The 15,141-nt window shown below is 40.8% G+C and carries 17 protein-coding genes; all 17 read right to left on the minus strand.

The genetic code is table 11. The features are described 5' to 3' along the window. Position 1: 1 nt before the first annotated feature. On the minus strand, positions 2-1,285 hold the full coding sequence (gene hisD / locus RDY04_RS06855) for a histidinol dehydrogenase (protein ID WP_303951205.1): 1,284 nt from the start codon (positions 1,283-1,285) through the stop codon (positions 2-4). After that, the gene (gene hisG / locus RDY04_RS06860) at positions 1,282-1,932 is read right to left on the minus strand and encodes an ATP phosphoribosyltransferase (RefSeq protein WP_002883998.1); all 651 of its coding nucleotides are present in this window, start codon (positions 1,930-1,932) and stop codon (positions 1,282-1,284) included. The genes hisD and hisG overlap by 4 nt, the downstream gene beginning before the upstream one ends. Then, positions 1,925-2,905 (minus strand): ATP phosphoribosyltransferase regulatory subunit, encoded by a 981-nt coding sequence (locus tag RDY04_RS06865; RefSeq protein ID WP_303951203.1) that lies wholly within the window; start codon positions 2,903-2,905, stop codon positions 1,925-1,927. The genes hisG and RDY04_RS06865 overlap by 8 nt, the downstream gene beginning before the upstream one ends. Then, positions 2,902-3,954 (minus strand): histidinol-phosphate transaminase, encoded by a 1,053-nt coding sequence (hisC, locus tag RDY04_RS06870; protein WP_303951201.1) that lies wholly within the window; start codon positions 3,952-3,954, stop codon positions 2,902-2,904. Before hisC ends, RDY04_RS06865 begins: the two co-directional genes overlap by 4 nt. Positions 3,955-4,719: 765 nt before the next feature. Next, positions 4,720-5,115, minus strand: coding sequence for a hypothetical protein (locus RDY04_RS06875; protein ID WP_303951199.1), 396 nt, complete (start codon positions 5,113-5,115; stop codon positions 4,720-4,722). Beyond that, complete coding sequence (locus RDY04_RS06880) at positions 5,096-6,019, minus strand: phosphodiester glycosidase family protein (protein ID WP_303951197.1); 924 nt, start codon at positions 6,017-6,019, stop codon at positions 5,096-5,098. Before RDY04_RS06880 ends, RDY04_RS06875 begins: the two co-directional genes overlap by 20 nt. A 161-nt stretch (positions 6,020-6,180) precedes the next feature. After that, positions 6,181-6,915 (minus strand): PHP domain-containing protein, encoded by a 735-nt coding sequence (locus tag RDY04_RS06885; RefSeq protein ID WP_303951237.1) that lies wholly within the window; start codon positions 6,913-6,915, stop codon positions 6,181-6,183. An 8-nt stretch (positions 6,916-6,923) separates the two neighbouring features. Beyond that, positions 6,924-7,568: a TIGR01906 family membrane protein gene (locus RDY04_RS06890; RefSeq protein WP_303951195.1), complete on the minus strand. Its 645-nt coding sequence runs from the start codon at positions 7,566-7,568 to the stop codon at positions 6,924-6,926. Beyond that, entirely contained in the window at positions 7,558-8,331 is a 774-nt protein-coding gene (locus RDY04_RS06895; protein ID WP_303951193.1) for a TIGR01457 family HAD-type hydrolase, read from the minus strand. Before RDY04_RS06895 ends, RDY04_RS06890 begins: the two co-directional genes overlap by 11 nt. A gap of 1 nt (position 8,332) precedes the next feature. After that, on the minus strand, positions 8,333-9,076 hold the full coding sequence (locus RDY04_RS06900; protein ID WP_303951192.1) for an acyl-ACP thioesterase domain-containing protein: 744 nt from the start codon (positions 9,074-9,076) through the stop codon (positions 8,333-8,335). Then, positions 9,077-10,213, minus strand: coding sequence for a radical SAM family heme chaperone HemW (gene hemW / locus RDY04_RS06905; RefSeq protein WP_303951190.1), 1,137 nt, complete (start codon positions 10,211-10,213; stop codon positions 9,077-9,079). A 95-nt stretch (positions 10,214-10,308) separates the two neighbouring features. Next, on the minus strand, positions 10,309-11,049 hold the full coding sequence (locus RDY04_RS06910; RefSeq protein WP_303951188.1) for a hypothetical protein: 741 nt from the start codon (positions 11,047-11,049) through the stop codon (positions 10,309-10,311). 196 nt (positions 11,050-11,245) lie between these two features. After that, the gene (locus RDY04_RS09620) at positions 11,246-11,491 is read right to left on the minus strand and encodes a hypothetical protein (RefSeq protein ID WP_374110369.1); all 246 of its coding nucleotides are present in this window, start codon (positions 11,489-11,491) and stop codon (positions 11,246-11,248) included. Positions 11,492-12,098: 607 nt separating this feature from the next. Further along, positions 12,099-12,329, minus strand: coding sequence for a hypothetical protein (locus tag RDY04_RS09625; protein WP_374110370.1), 231 nt, complete (start codon positions 12,327-12,329; stop codon positions 12,099-12,101). 61 nt (positions 12,330-12,390) lie between these two features. Beyond that, on the minus strand, positions 12,391-13,437 hold the full coding sequence (rfbB, locus tag RDY04_RS06920) for a dTDP-glucose 4,6-dehydratase (protein WP_303951186.1): 1,047 nt from the start codon (positions 13,435-13,437) through the stop codon (positions 12,391-12,393). 206 nt (positions 13,438-13,643) lie between these two features. After that, on the minus strand, positions 13,644-14,237 hold the full coding sequence (locus tag RDY04_RS06925; protein ID WP_303951184.1) for a dTDP-4-dehydrorhamnose 3,5-epimerase family protein: 594 nt from the start codon (positions 14,235-14,237) through the stop codon (positions 13,644-13,646). Beyond that, a complete protein-coding gene (rfbA, locus tag RDY04_RS06930; protein WP_295495484.1) occupies positions 14,237-15,106 on the minus strand; it encodes a glucose-1-phosphate thymidylyltransferase RfbA in 870 nt (289 codons plus the stop codon). The genes RDY04_RS06925 and rfbA overlap by 1 nt, the downstream gene beginning before the upstream one ends. Positions 15,107-15,141 lie beyond the last annotated feature (35 nt).

Raw genomic sequence — 15,141 nt, forward strand, 5'->3', positions numbered from 1 at the left:
CTCAATTATTGTCGTTTCTGACTTCAATTGCCTTGGCGTGGGCCTGCAAGCCTTCCGCATAAGCCAAGGTTGTGATATCGTGCTGAGCCTTATTGACTGCTGCCTTATCGTATTGTGTATATTGGATACGTTTGACAAAATCGTGCACGCCTAATGCTGATGAAAAGCGGCTAGTCGCTGTCGTTGGAAGAACGTGGTTGGCACCTGCATAGTAGTCGCCAATTGGTTCACTGGTAAAGTGACCAAGAAAGACGGAACCAGCATTTTCCACTTTTTCCAAGTAATCATAGGCATTGTCCATAGCAATTTCCAAATGTTCTGGCGCAACCAAGTTCATGAGTTCGAACATGGCATCTGTATCATTGGCAATAATAATACGGCCGTTATTTTCGACAGAGGGACGGGCAATTGCCTCACGTGGCAAAAGCTTTAGTTGACGTTCAATCTCACTTTCAACCGCATCAGCCAAGGCTTCAGAATCTGTGACCAAAATGGCGCGTGCGCGTGTGTCGTGCTCTGCTTGAGACAAGAGGTCAGCCGCCACATAGGTTGGATTAGCGCTACTATCAGCAATGACACCAATTTCTGATGGCCCTGCAATCATATCAATACCGACAATACCGTAAACTTGTTTCTTGGCAGTCGCCACGAAAATATTTCCGGGACCTGTAATCTTGTCCACCTTTGGAATCGTTTCTGTACCAAAGGCCAAGGCCGCAACCTCTTGAGCCCCACCAACTTGGTAAATGCTATCCACACCAGCTAATTTAGCGGCTACCAGAATCGCAGGAACAAAGTGCTCTTGAGGCGACGTAATCATAATAATCTCTTTAACCCCAGCAATTTTAGCAGGGATGACATTCATAAGAACTGATGACGGATAAGCCGCAGTTCCTCCAGGCACATAGACACCCACACGATTGATGGGACGAATCAATTGACCACGAATAACACCCTCACTTGGTTGATCCTCAAAACCAGTCTCCAACTGATGTTTGTGATAAGATTCAATGTTTTCTTTAGCATTAACTAGGGCTTGGTATACCTCTGGATCAATCTCTTTAAAGGCTTGATCAATCAAGTCCTGTCCAACTTCAAAATCAGTCAAGTCAACCTTATCAAATTTAGCTGAATAGTCACGAAGGGCCTCGTCTCCACGTTTTTTGACATCCTCAATGATAGCCTGAACAGTGCTTTCAACGTCTTTATTTTCTTTTGACAGTTCCAATTGCTCCTGATAAAGAAGCTCCGCAATTTCTTTATTTGTTCCAGTTAATCGTCTCATTCGAACGGTACCTCCTCGTTCCCTACAAGTGATTCAATCTTACAAATGAATGGTAGAACTTCCTTGTTATTTTTCAAAGAAGCCTTATTAACAATCATGCGTGCTGAAATCCTGCAAATATCTTCATAAACTTTTAAGCCATTAGCAACAAGGGTATTCCCTGTTTCCACAATATCGACAATGGCATCCGCTAGACCAATGACCGGGGCAATCTCAACACTCCCCTGAATCGAAATGATCTCAACATCCTCACCCTTTTGATTAAAATAGTCCGTCGCAATAGTTGGATACTTGGTAGCAATACGTTTACGCTTATGGTCATCAGGATTATAGTCTTCTGTTGATGCTACGGAGAATTTACAAAGGCCAAAATTAAGGTCTAACATTTCCAAATAGCCTGTCGGATGTTCAACCAAAACATCCTTCCCAACAATCCCAATATCTGCGACACCATGTCGGACGTAGGTGGTCACATCTGGTGCTTTGACCAGGAGAAAACGAAAACGTTTGTCAGGACTTTCGAAAATCAAATTACGGCCCTTATCAGCCATGAAGGACATGTCAAAGCCAGCTTTCTCTAGTAATTTAACCGTATCTTTCTCAATACGTCCCTTAGTCAAAGCAATTGTGATTTGATTGCTAGTCATCCAAGTCACCTCCAAATTCCACATCATCATGCACTGCTTGATAGACCGAATCGACATCAATGGCCCAACCAACCGCTGTTAGTTCGGTGGCACCAAAGCGTTCAAACAGTTTATCGTAGCGGCCACCAGATACAAAGGCATCCGGCACCTTGTCACCAAAGACCTTAAACATCATGCCTGTGTAGTAAGGCACTGCTGGCAATTGAGCCAAATCAAGCGTCGTCTCTGGGAGACTATCTGCTAGACGATTGGTTAAGACTTCCAAACTATCCAAGGCTGTCAAAAAGGCTTCACTGTCTGTCAACTGTCTAGCCTTGGTCAAAACAGTCTTTGTCTCACCAAAGAGGAAGGGCAACTGCTCCAAGACCTTGTCATATTGACTTGAATTTTCTTTGGTGAATTCCTTGAGACCTGTGATTGACTTGTCACGGATATAGGCCGCCAACTCTGCTTCTTTTACTACTGGAAGGTCTAATTCTTCAAAAATGAGTTGCAAGAGGCGGGCATGTGAAAATTCAAACTTGTAATTTTTGACACCGGCAGCATCCAGAGCCTCCTTAGCAGATATCACAGCTTCTTCCATAGCCTGGTGAACGGGAAATCCTATAATTTCAATACCAGCTTGCGTATGCTCATTTGATAGGCCACGCATCTCCTCATTGTAGTTAAAGACTTTTCCAGAGTAAGAAAATTTAATGGGTGTATGAACTTGTGTCGAAGCAATCACGCGCCCAATTTGGCTGGTAATATCAGGACGTAGGCTAACAAGATCTCCATTTTTATCAAAGAAATTGTAGTTACCATTGTCTACAACATCGCTAAAGACTTCGAAATGCTCCAAGGTTGGTGTCTCAATTCGAAGAAAGCCCTTTGTCATCAACAAATCACAGATACGGTGTTCAATCTGATACATGGTACGGGCACGTTTGAAAAGTTTATCGTGCATTCCTAAGGCTAAGGTCGTTTTTTTCATGCTTGTAACTCCTGTATTGTCATTAGTACACGCTCCATCTCATCCTGAGTTCCAATAGAGATGCGTAGCCTGTCTGAAATACGCTCCACTTTTGGAAAATAACGGACATAAATTTTCTTACTTTGGAGATAGTCAAACAATTGGCCTGCAGTCACTCCGTGCGGTTTGACCAAAACAAAATTGGTTTTTGAAGGAAGAACATCAAAGCCAATAGCCTTCAATTCTTGACTAAACCAGTCACGTGTAGCCATAATCTTAGCACAGCTATCCTCATAATAATCCCAAGACTTAACGGCTGCAGTCGCTAGGACTTCTGCAATGCTATCCACATTATAGGGATTGACCGAATTCTTGACGGCATTGATCACAGCCATTAGCTTTGGACTTCCGATGCCATAGCCGACACGCAAGCCTGCAAGTGAGGCGTCCTTAGAAAAGGTCCTAGTGATAAACACATTGTCATACTTTTCTAGGAGAGGTAAGGCAGTCTCCCCACCAAAGTTAATATAGACTTCATCAATAATCACAACTACTGACTGGTTGGCCTTTACGATTTCCTCGATTTGATCTAAAGGTTTATAAATACCTGTTGGAGCGTTCGGATTAGTAAGGACAATTCCAGTATTTTCAACCAGATAATCTTGAGTATCAATCTCAAATGAGGAGGTCAAAGGCACCTCTCTAAAGGGGATGCGATACAAATCTGCCCATACCTTGTAAAAACCATAGGTCAAATCTGGAAACAAGACTCCTTCCTCACTGTTAAAGAAAGCTAGAAAAGCCATTGATAAGATATCGTCTGACCCATTTCCAATAATCACTTGATCGGCAGGAACACCTAACTGATTAGACAGAGCTTGACGTAAAGCCGCTTGATCCAAAGTCGAATACTTGCGTAACTGATGGGCATCAAAGGATGCTAAAGCTTGATGGACTGCTGGACTTGGTCCATAGGCATTTTCATTAGTATTCAACTTAATGATATTTTTCTCAGCAGGCTGACTACCCGCTACATAGGGTTCAATCTTTCGTAATCCTTTGATTTCCATAGTTTATCCTTTCTGTTCAACTCCAACCAAGTGTACGGCTAGCTACAAATGCTAAAAGCAAGTGTAACGAAAAAACGCCCTCGCAAAAACAACTTTTGCAAGGACGTTGGCACGTGGTTCCACCTTAATTCGAACAGGGGTCACCCCCTCTTCCTCATGAAGTCACAAGGTCTCTCTTGTAACTCCCAGTCTCTAACGGAACCACCCGTCGTACACTACTGTCATCCAGAGTTCGCATACGCTCTCAAGAATGTGTCGTCTTTGATCTCATGCGTTCTCAGCTGCCCGCATTCTCTGTGAAACGATCTGACTTTTTCTCTCAACGATTTAATTTGAAATTATTCTACATGAAAATTCAAAACAATACAAGCCTTTTTTGTATATTTTTATAAAAAATAAAAATCTTGTATATTTAATAAAGAAACACATAGGTTTTTGAGAGTTTCCTAAGGTGATAACGGACGCGGGTGAAATGATTCGGTGGATAATTCTAGCCATCCAAAAGTTCCATGCCTAAGTTTTGAACCTCATGTCTCAAAAATTCCTAGCGCAGGAAACACGATAGATTCAGGCAATACCATCACTATAGACAGTCTCGTTCTATCTAAATTCCTATCACAAAAAAATCAGGCTCAGTAATTTTTTATGAAAATGTCTTTAAGCAAATTCTTCATTTAAAATAATTTCTTCATTTTATTATTTGTATATTTATCCTAAATAAATTTTCAAAGCAAGATAAAAAGCCTGAAGCATTACTCCAAGCTTTCATTTTTTAGCCAGTTTTCTAGGTCTGATAAATCCTGTTAGAAGACTCAAACAAAGTAATCCAGCTGCCACATACCAATAGGGCATATCTACACTAGTTGTACGTCCTGACACTTCAACAATTCCTTTAACTAAACAGGCACTTGCTACAACTGCGATTGCTGAATTTAATAAGAATTTCGAGGCACGATTTCTCACCCAAGACATTCCCAGTCCCGTAAGTAGATAGATAAGTACTCCAGCTAATGGTGCAAAGAACATCATACGCATAAACATGGATGATTCACCATAAGAAAAGCGTTCATAAACAAAGGTAAATAGAAGGCTAAAAATGGTTAGACCGATATAAGTAAAAAAGTGTTTGGTGGCTGATTTTTTAGTAACCGATGTAAACAATATCGCTCACCGCCCTTTCTGAAATTTTGTTTCCGTTTGTGGTTGGCTTGTTAATGACTTGACCATTGAAGTACATAGTAGATGAGCCACCACCGTCAAGGTTGTAAGCTGTCGTCACGCCATAAGATTTCATCAACTCTGCCATTTCATAGAGGGTCAACCCTGACGATTCACTGGTACGACCATCAGAGACAATGACAATATAATGCACACTGCCATCACTCTCTTCGATGACCCCGATGGCTGTACGTGGATTGTCAGCCATGGCTTGACCAACCTCTTCATTTTTTGAGACAGCTATTTTACCATTTTCAACCAAGGTTGGAGCAAAGGCAAAGGTATTGACCACACCTGAATCGACCAATTTTTGAGCCGTTGTATCCCTCTCCTTAAAGGTCTTGAAGCTACCGTCTGAGTAGACTGCAAGGTCCTCGTAGTCACTGTTTCGATCAGTATCACGATAGACTTGACCATTTTTAATCACATAGCCCGACTGGTTGGCGCCATAATAGTCACCATTGATGGCAAAGATTGCATTGTTTTGCTGGGCAATACTTGAAGTAGTCTCGGTGATGTTGGTCCCATAGGTATTTTGTGCCAAAGCCGTTTTAAGGTAATCTGCATTCGAAAGCTTGATATCTGCCACATAGTATGTGGTATCACTGGTTTTACCCGTCGTGATTTTGATATCCATATTGTCATCTTTATAAGTCGTATCCGTCTTAGTTACCTTACCAGTGCTGGTAGATGCTGTCGACGAAGCTGTGGTTGAGCTAGTCGTATTGGCTGAAACCGTTGAGACCGCTGAGGGAATGACAAAGACCTTTAAGAGAGAGTAAACATTTGCCCCCATCAGAAAAAGGGTAAAGAGTAAGGCATAGGCATGCCTTTTGAGAAATTTCATAGAAAACCTCCAATTTTGAAAGATAAGATAGAAACCATAAGTTTCTTTTGCTTGAAATTAGCATAACAAGCAAATCTTAAAATCTTCTATAATTCCCACAACCACGCCTTTTCTTTAAGTTTCCCTTAAGAAAAAGACAGCTTCAGTTGAAGCTGTCTTCACTATATAATCATATCTTCAGTAATATCAAATTCTCTCAAGAGCTTCTGAATTTTATCAAAGTTCAGACGGAAATGCTCTAATTTATGACCATCAGACCCAATAGAATACTTGCGACATCCCAAATCCTTAACAAGGCCTAGGGCATAACGGTAGAGGTCTTCGTGATGATAGAGATACATGCTCTTTGCATTCAGCTCAAAAGCCAAATCATTAGCCATCATTTTCTGGAAAATACGTTTGAGTTGTTCTTCATAAGCTTTTAGCTCATCAACAGTCACGTCAAACAGGCGGAAACCATAGTCAAAGTGGGCCAAAACATCTGCATCCACACGGCCAATAGCGTACTCCAACTTGTCCAGATACTCTTGAATAATGCTTGCCTTGTCCATATCAGCAACCTCATCATCAAGATAATCATTGACCCCATTATGGTGAACAGATAAAAGTTTGAGATCATAGTCCTTGCCATCCAGAAAGTCTAAAATGTCCCTTTCCCTAGGTTGGTAATAACCAATCTCGATGCCACGTTTAATACGATTACCATACTTACGGTTAAGACTTTCAATCTCACGACTATAGGCCTCATACTCGGGCACATCATCCTGTTTAGTATAAGGATTAGAAAGATCATAATGCTCAGTCGTTACAATCTCCCCATCAAAATGCGTCAAATAGTCAGTAAAGTTCGCATCCGAATCATAAGAATGATGGGTATGCAAATGGTTATCACGAATAGACATAACTACTCCTTATTTTTCAAATACATTTTAAGCTGCTTACGGGCCAACCAGGTCAGACTCACCATGATTCCCTCATAAATAATAAAGAAAATCACAAAGCACTGAAGGAAGTACTCTTCTGGCAAAACATTGATAATTGGGTCCAATATTGGATTAAAGAGCCAACTGCTATCCCCAGGAAAGAGTGCTTCATGAAAGAGCGTAAAAAACTCATCAAATCCGAGAAAAAGCCCCACAACCCCAATAAGGACCGGCAAGAGTGCTAGACTCATATAAAGTTTAACGTAAAGACCAAAGGTCCCCTTCTTCACATTACGCCAAAGAGAGGTTACTGCTGGATAAGCTAGTAGAATAACAAGCCCCTGCACCAAATGAAAGAGCCACTTCACATCATGAAAATGCTTAAGGCCACTTTCCGACGATGGAAAATCAGGCATGGACAGATGACCAACCCAAGGAAAGGTCAGGTACTTCATGAGGATATTGAAATTATGCCAGAGCTCTGTCTTGCCAAGAATGACATAGTCCCAAAGATGCATCCAGTCAATATCAAAATAATAAAAAACCCAAGCCAGATAAATCGTCAATAGAATAGAAAAGGCCAAGAGCCAAATCGGAGTCAGAACAGCCTCAATCTTAGTTCGCATCAAAATCCCACTCCGCTAGACTAGAAAGCACATGATCTGGTTTTACTGGTAAATCCGCAACCTCTTCCGGCTTGGTGAAACCAGTCGTCACAAGAAGTGTTGGAAAGTCATTTTTAATGCCAGCTGTAATATCGGTCAAGTAATTATCACCAACCACAATCGTTTGACTACGTTCTGTCCCAAGGATTTCAAGAGCCTTGTTCATGATAATAGCTTTAGGCTTACCAATAATGATTGGAGGCACACGTGTAGCCGCCTCGATAAGAGCTAAGAGGGAACCCGCACCTGGAAGAAGACCACGTTCAGTTGGAATATTCAAATCTGGGTTTGTCCCAATAAATACAGCCCCTTTATGGATAGCAAGGGTTGCTTTAACCAGCATTTCATAAGTGACTTCACGGTCCAATCCCACTACCACATAAGCAGGATTTTCCTCATCTACCGTATATCCCGCATCCGCAATAGCAGATTTAAGCCCAGTCTCACCAATAACATAAACTGTCTTACCACGATTCATATCATTCATGTAGTCAACTGTCGCCAGGGTTGCTGTATAAATAGTTTCAAGAGGTGTTTCCAACTCGCACTGATTACGCAAAAGCTCTTGGACCATCTCTGGTGTACGCATACTGTTATTCGTCACAAAAAGATAGGGAATTTTACGCTTCTGCAACTCCTTAACAAAGGCCTCCCCTTCAGGAATACGGTCCTTACCCTTGTAAATGGTTCCATCTAAATCAATCAAATAACCTTTATATGTCATATTACTCGTCTCCTATTTCTTTCCATTGAATAGTGGCTTGGGCATGAACATTACCATCAACACAAATCTGGTGTTGACTGCTCAAATTTTCTTGGTCAAACTCATAGCCTGAAATAATCTCTGACCCATGATGAATTTCCTTAACATACTTGAGGTCAATATGGGCTGGTGTGTACTTGGTCAAAAAGGCCAAATCAAAAACATCCAACATCCACTCCAAGTACTTGCTATTATTAACGTGGCCATTCATGTCTAGGTCAAAATAACGCACACGATAAAGCGTCTCAATTGGATTTTCCAAAGCCTTATAACGAGGCCCTCTAAGCAACTTTTTAGTCTTATCAGCCCCATAAGGTGCTACCACCTCATCTGGCACTTCGGCTACCTTACGCGTTTCATAATCCATAAGGGCAAAAGTAGTCTTAAAGAGCATGATTTGTTGACCAGTTTCATCTGTGATGTAAAAATTACGGTAACAGAAAATCTTATTATAGGAAATAGCTTCCGTTGTAATGGTCACCTTTTCATTGTAGCGAGGCAAGCGGTCAATCTCAATCGCATAGTCTGTCACAATCCAAACCAGACCGTATTTATCAAAAACTTCCTTATCCGTATTCCCCAGATACTCTGACTGCATACCAGATACTTGCAATGAAAAAGCCAATAAGTGCGGTAATTTTACCTGATGCGTGATATCCGTCTCATAAAACGGAATCTGATAAGGAATACTAAATTTTAATCCCATCTAATCCTCCAAGATAAATTGTTCAGCGACACTATCACCCAAAAAAAGTCCTCGTTTGGTCATACGAACCACCTCTGAATCCTTGACCAAGAGTCCATCTTCCTGTAATTTTTTCACAATGTCCCCATAAGTATCCGCGAATGACAAGCCAAACTTCTCTTCAAAACGTTTGATGGACACTCCCGACTTTTTACGCAAACCAAGGAAGAACTCCTCTTCCATCATCTCCGCCTTAGTCAGATGCTCCTCGTGAAGTCTCGCATGACCATCCTCAGCTATAGCCTTAAGGTAATGCTGGATAGGTCCTCTATTGCGATAACGAACACCATTGACATAACCAGAGGCTCCAGCACCCACACCATAATACTCATCATTATTCCAATACATGAGATTGTGACAACTCTCCATCCCAGGTTTGGTAAAGTTTGAAATCTCGTAGTGCTCAAAACCATTTTTTTCCAACTCTTGGATAATATAGTCAAACATCTCTGCTTCCAAATCCTCAGTCGGGAGATTAAGCTTACCCCGACGCATCTTATTCATAAAAACCGTGTGATGTTCCAATATCAAGCTATAGAGACTTAAGTGTGGAATATCCAGTTCAAGTGCCTTTTTCACATTTTCCTTGACCTGATCCATGGTTTGACCTGGTAGTGCATAAATGAGGTCAATGGAAATATTATGAAAACCAGCAGCCTTTAAGCTATCAATACTTTCATAAATCTGTGCTTGATTGTGACTGCGACCAATTTGACGCAAATGCTTGTCATCAAAGGTCTGAACCCCTAAAGAGACGCGATTAACAGCAGATTTTTTGAGTACTTCAATCTTATCAACCGTCAAATCACCGGGATTGGCCTCGATGGTAAACTCCTCCAACTTAGACAGATCTAAGTTCCTCTGAAGATTGCTTAAAAGGTAGTCCAATTGCTCCGCAGAAATAGCTGTCGGTGTCCCACCACCAATGTAAAGAGTGCGAAGCTCCTTGATATCTAAAAGCTCCCACTCACGAATCAAAGCCCGTAGGTAGTCATCAACGGGCTGATTTTTAATAAAGACCTTAGAAAAGTCACAATAATAACAAATTTGTGTGCAAAATGGAATGTGCACATAGGCTGACGTTGGTTTTGTTTGCATGTAACTATTCTACCATTTTTTAAGCAGAAATGAGACCTTGAATGATAAGAGTTTGATCCAAAAAAGAAGCCACCTCTCCAGATAGCTTCTTTACTTCATTTTGTTAATGAGAATGGGAAAGCATTATAGTTGCTATAATCAAAGGTTGGTCCCAAGTCAGAGATGAATTGAACTGGCGTGTAAGTTCCATTTTTAAGAATAAAGCCAGGCTTAGCTTGGAAACCAGCTCCCCCTAGTCCTGTAATACCAGGAAGCAAGGTAGAAAAATCGCCACCCTCCCAAACATAGAGATTTCCAGAAATTTGAACAGCTTTTGCAGTTGTAGAGCTTTGACGATAGGGTTCGTAATCAACATTGAAATTTGCCTTTGAAGTAATGTTTCCTTCGGCATCAACTGTAAAACTAATGTCTGTTGCTTGAGGACTCGTACCTGTCCAAGTTCCAACCAAACCTGCTGGGACAGGAGCGTCACTTTGGGTATCAGCTGTTGCTTGACTAGACTTGTTTGACTCAGAAGCAGCACTGCTACTTGTTCCTGCTTGACCATCAGTTCCAGCTGTGGCTTGACTTTTTGAAGAGCTAGCTTCAGGAGCACTCGCTTCTTCTTGAACTTTAGAATCCTTTGAAGATGAAGCTTCTGTCTTAGCCTTTTTAGCAGACTGCTGCTCAGATGTTTTTGTTTTAGCAGATGGCTTCACTACTTTAGAAGTTGAAGTTGTAGATGATGCTGCAGTGTCTTTTTCTGACTTAGAGCCACATCCGACAAGCGCTGTAGAGACAGCTACAGATAACAAAACAAGGGAACAAACACGAATAGCTTTTCTTTTCATTTTCATAAACCTCTTTTCTATATGTCTATTATATCTATTTTGTTACAGATATCAAGTACTTTATGTAATTTTTGTAATATTTATGTAATTAATTGTGTCACTGTCATAAGTTAATACGTCCTTTTAACCAAAAAAGCCTATCACTCCCACAGGAATGATAGACTCTTGACTATTATTTATGTACTCCTTATCTTATCTGATATTAGCGAGTACCTTCTCTTTCAGGATAACCTGAATAGGAATGATCGTAGCTATCCTCTAAGATAACAATACGCTTGCCACCATCTACAACTGCTAAATAGTAGGAACTTCTCTCATCGTGGTAGATATCATTAACACTCTTAGCTTGGTAACGATGTGACTTAAGAGACTTCTGTATTCTAGCAAACTCTTTTTGCACCTTATCATTATCTACTTTACCAGTTTTGTCCACCAGATATTCTTTCAAAGGTTTAGCAATTAAGATAGATAAATCATCTGATTCAGTAATAATAACACCATTTTCAGAGATAGTTGCTTCTCCTTCTGATTCATCTTCATAATTAAATGTCTTCCATTTTCCAACAAAAACTTTGGGATCCCCTGCCTTACAAAAAAGACATCTCTTTTTAAATTCTTTAGTATTTGATCCGTGGGAATATACTTCTGATAAGCCTATGTCTAAAATGACATTTGTCCCATCCTTCTGAACCAGATTATAGTAGCCATATCGTTCAGTCTTAACCTGTATGACCTCTTTTGTATGGAATTGGTACTTCTTGTCAAAATCAGCAATAGATTTTAGTTTTGAATCACTTACCGCCTTTATGCTTCTTTCAAACTCTTGTCGAACCTTCTTACCGAGAGAAACTTCTTTAATATTATCTTCCGTATAGCCAGTAAAAAGTTTTGAATTCTTTTAAATCATAAACAAGTCCGTCATTATTACCATTTACCCACAAGCCACCCAAGTTTGTTTCTTTGGAAGAAAACAAAAAGAATCCAAGACTTGTTGCTATAACAAGAAATAAAGCAATCCCAAGACCAATAAAAGTCTTCTTCCCAAACTTTTTATTCTAAACAAAGACCATTTGCTGTAAAGAAGCTGGGTTAACCATTTGACCAGTCGTTTGATTTGGTAAAGGCATGACTCCTTCAGTCACAGATTTCCCATCGTTGGAAAAAGTAGCTTGTTTTCCTTCCATAACAAATTCACCATTTAGAAGGGCCTGCTGACACTCCTGAATAGTGGGCTTACGATCATTAATCGCTTCAAAATATTCAAGACATTCTTTTCGATTCGTCATCTCTCCTAACAATTCTCAATAGAAAAATCTATCACTAGCTTATAAGTGATAGATTTTCCAATTATTTAAGCACTTCTTGTGTCTTAGCGTAGTTAGCTTCAACAGCTTCTTTTTCGGCTTTCCACCAGTCTTGGTGATCTGTGTACCACTTGATCGTTTCTTCCAAACCTGATTCAAAGTTTGTGAATTGTGGTTCCCAACCAAGTTCTTCACGCAATTTTGTTGAGTCAATAGCGTAACGTAAATCGTGACCAGCACGGTCTGTGACACGGTCGTAAGCATCTTTGGGTTGACCCATTTTTTCAAGGATGAGTTCAAGAACTTCCTTGTTATTCTTTTCACCATCAGCACCAATCAAGTAAGTTTCACCGATACGACCTTTAGCGAGGATAGCCCAAACACCAGTTGAGTGGTCGTTAGTGTGAATCCAGTCACGGACGTTTTTACCTTCACCATAAAGTTTTGGTTTAATTCCTGCCAAGATGTTGGTGATTTGACGTGGGATGAATTTTTCGATGTGTTGGTATGGCCCATAGTTGTTTGAGCAGTTTGAAATTGTTGCCTTAACACCAAATGAACGCACCCATGCTTTAACGATAAGGTCTGAAGCAGCCTTAGTTGATGAGTATGGTGATGATGGGTTGTATTTTGTTTCTGCTGTGAATTTTTCACCAGGACCTTCACCGTGTCCAGGAAGATCTTCGCGCAATGGAAGGTCACCATAAACTTCGTCTGTTGACACGTGGTGGAAACGAATATCGTATTTACGAGCAGCTTCCAAGAGTGTGTAAGTCCCAATGAAGTTTGTGTGGATAAATGGTGATGGGTCGTTCAATGAATTATCATTGTGGCTTTCAGCCGCATAGTGAACGATAGCATCAGACTTAGCAGCCAATTTATCAACCAATTCAGCATCAGCAATATCACCAACAACCAATTCAACACGGTCACCAAGGATTTCTTCAATGTTAGCACGGTTACCAGCGTAAGTGAGTTTGTCAAGGACAGTCACATGTACGTCTGGATGGTTGTTGTAGACATAGTGTACAAAGTTTGAACCGATGAAACCTGCGCCACCAGTTACGATGATATTTTTATATTCAGTCATTTTTTCTCCAAAAAATATTGTTTTTTCTTAATCGTTCCTTTCGCTAGCGAGGGACGCCAGCAACCCTTCGGTTTCATGGCTAAATCCGATGCCGAAGTCTCCGGATTCTCCTACAAGATTCCCTTATGGGAATCTTGTTTCCACTAGGGCAGGAACTATCCTAACAGGCTCCTTGCAGTCGCAAAAATGCTGTGCAAGGTTTATTTTTACAAATCTTCTGCTCTTAGTGGCTTAACGTCTTTGAGCAATGGGTGATTTTTATCTGCTTCTGAGACTTCTGCTTCTTCCAAGTTTTCCCACTTGATATCAAGGCTTGGGTCAGCATAGTTGACAAAGGCGTATTTAGGTTTTAGCTCAAGTGCCCAGTAATCGTTTACGAGGTAGCTATATGATACTTTGTCAGACAAAACTTGGAAACCATTGGCAACACCACGAGGAACGAAGATTCCTTTTGAGGCATCAATGACTGTTTGATAAGTATTCCCAAACGTTTCGCCTTCACGAAGGTCAACCCATGTTCCAAGAACCTTTCCTTCATCTGCTACTGAGATGTATTTATCCCAAGGCTCAGCGTGCAAACCACGCAAAACATTTTTACGTGAGAAAGAAACATTATTTTGCAATTTTCCTTCTGCAAAGAATGATTCTGGAAAACCAAGTGGCAACATCTTTTCCTTTTGGAAGTTTTCCTTGAACCATCCACGGTTATCTCCATGAACAGGAATATCAAATTCAATCAGACCTGGGATGGCATCAATCTTGTGGGCAGCTAGTTCTTTACCAAAAAATTGTTCAGTCATTATGCTTCTCCAATCAAACGGAGCAAATATTGTCCGTATTCGTTTTTCTTAAGTGGTTGTGCCAATTCAAGAACCTGTTCTTTAGTGATATAACCCATACGATAGGCAATCTCTTCAAGGTTAGCTACTTGGACATTCTGCAAACGTTGAACTGTCTCGATGTACTGAGCAGCTTGCAAGAGACTTTCGTGAGTGCCTGTATCCAACCAAGCAAAGCCACGTCCCATAAGCTCAACAGAGAGATCTCCACGTTCTAGGTAAGCCTTGTTAACATCCGTGATTTCAAGTTCGCCACGAGGACTTGGCTTGATATTTTTGGCAATTTCCACGACATCATTGTCATAGAAATAAAGACCAGTTACAGCAAAGTTTGATTTTGGATGCTCAGGTTTTTCCTCGATGGAGATGGCATTCATATTGTCGTCAAACTCAACAACACCAAAACGTTCTGGGTCCTTAACTTGATAACCAAAGACTGTGGCACCTTTTTCCTTAGCTTCAGCACGTTGAAGCATGGCAGAAAGACCATTGCCATGGAAAATGTTGTCCCCAAGGACAAGGGCAACACTATCGTCACCAATGAAGTCTTCACCAATGATAAAGGCTTGAGCCAATCCATCTGGACTCGGTTGTGCTGCATAAGAAAGTGAAATACCGAACTCAGAACCATCACCAAGGAGCTCTTCAAAACGTGGAAGGTCCTGTGGCGTTGAGATGATGAGGATTTCCTTAATACCAGCCAACATAAGCGTTGAGAGTGGGTAGTAAATCATTGGTTTATCGTAAATCGGCATCAGTTGTTTTGATGCAGCACGTGTCAATGGATACAAACGTGTCCCTGAACCGCCTGCAAGAATAATACCTTTCATAAGAAGGCTCCTTTTTTCTCTAATATATTACCTAT

Origin of the sequence: uncultured Streptococcus sp., from assembly GCF_902463925.1 — a bacterium.
In the GTDB taxonomy this organism is placed as follows: domain Bacteria; phylum Bacillota; class Bacilli; order Lactobacillales; family Streptococcaceae; genus Streptococcus.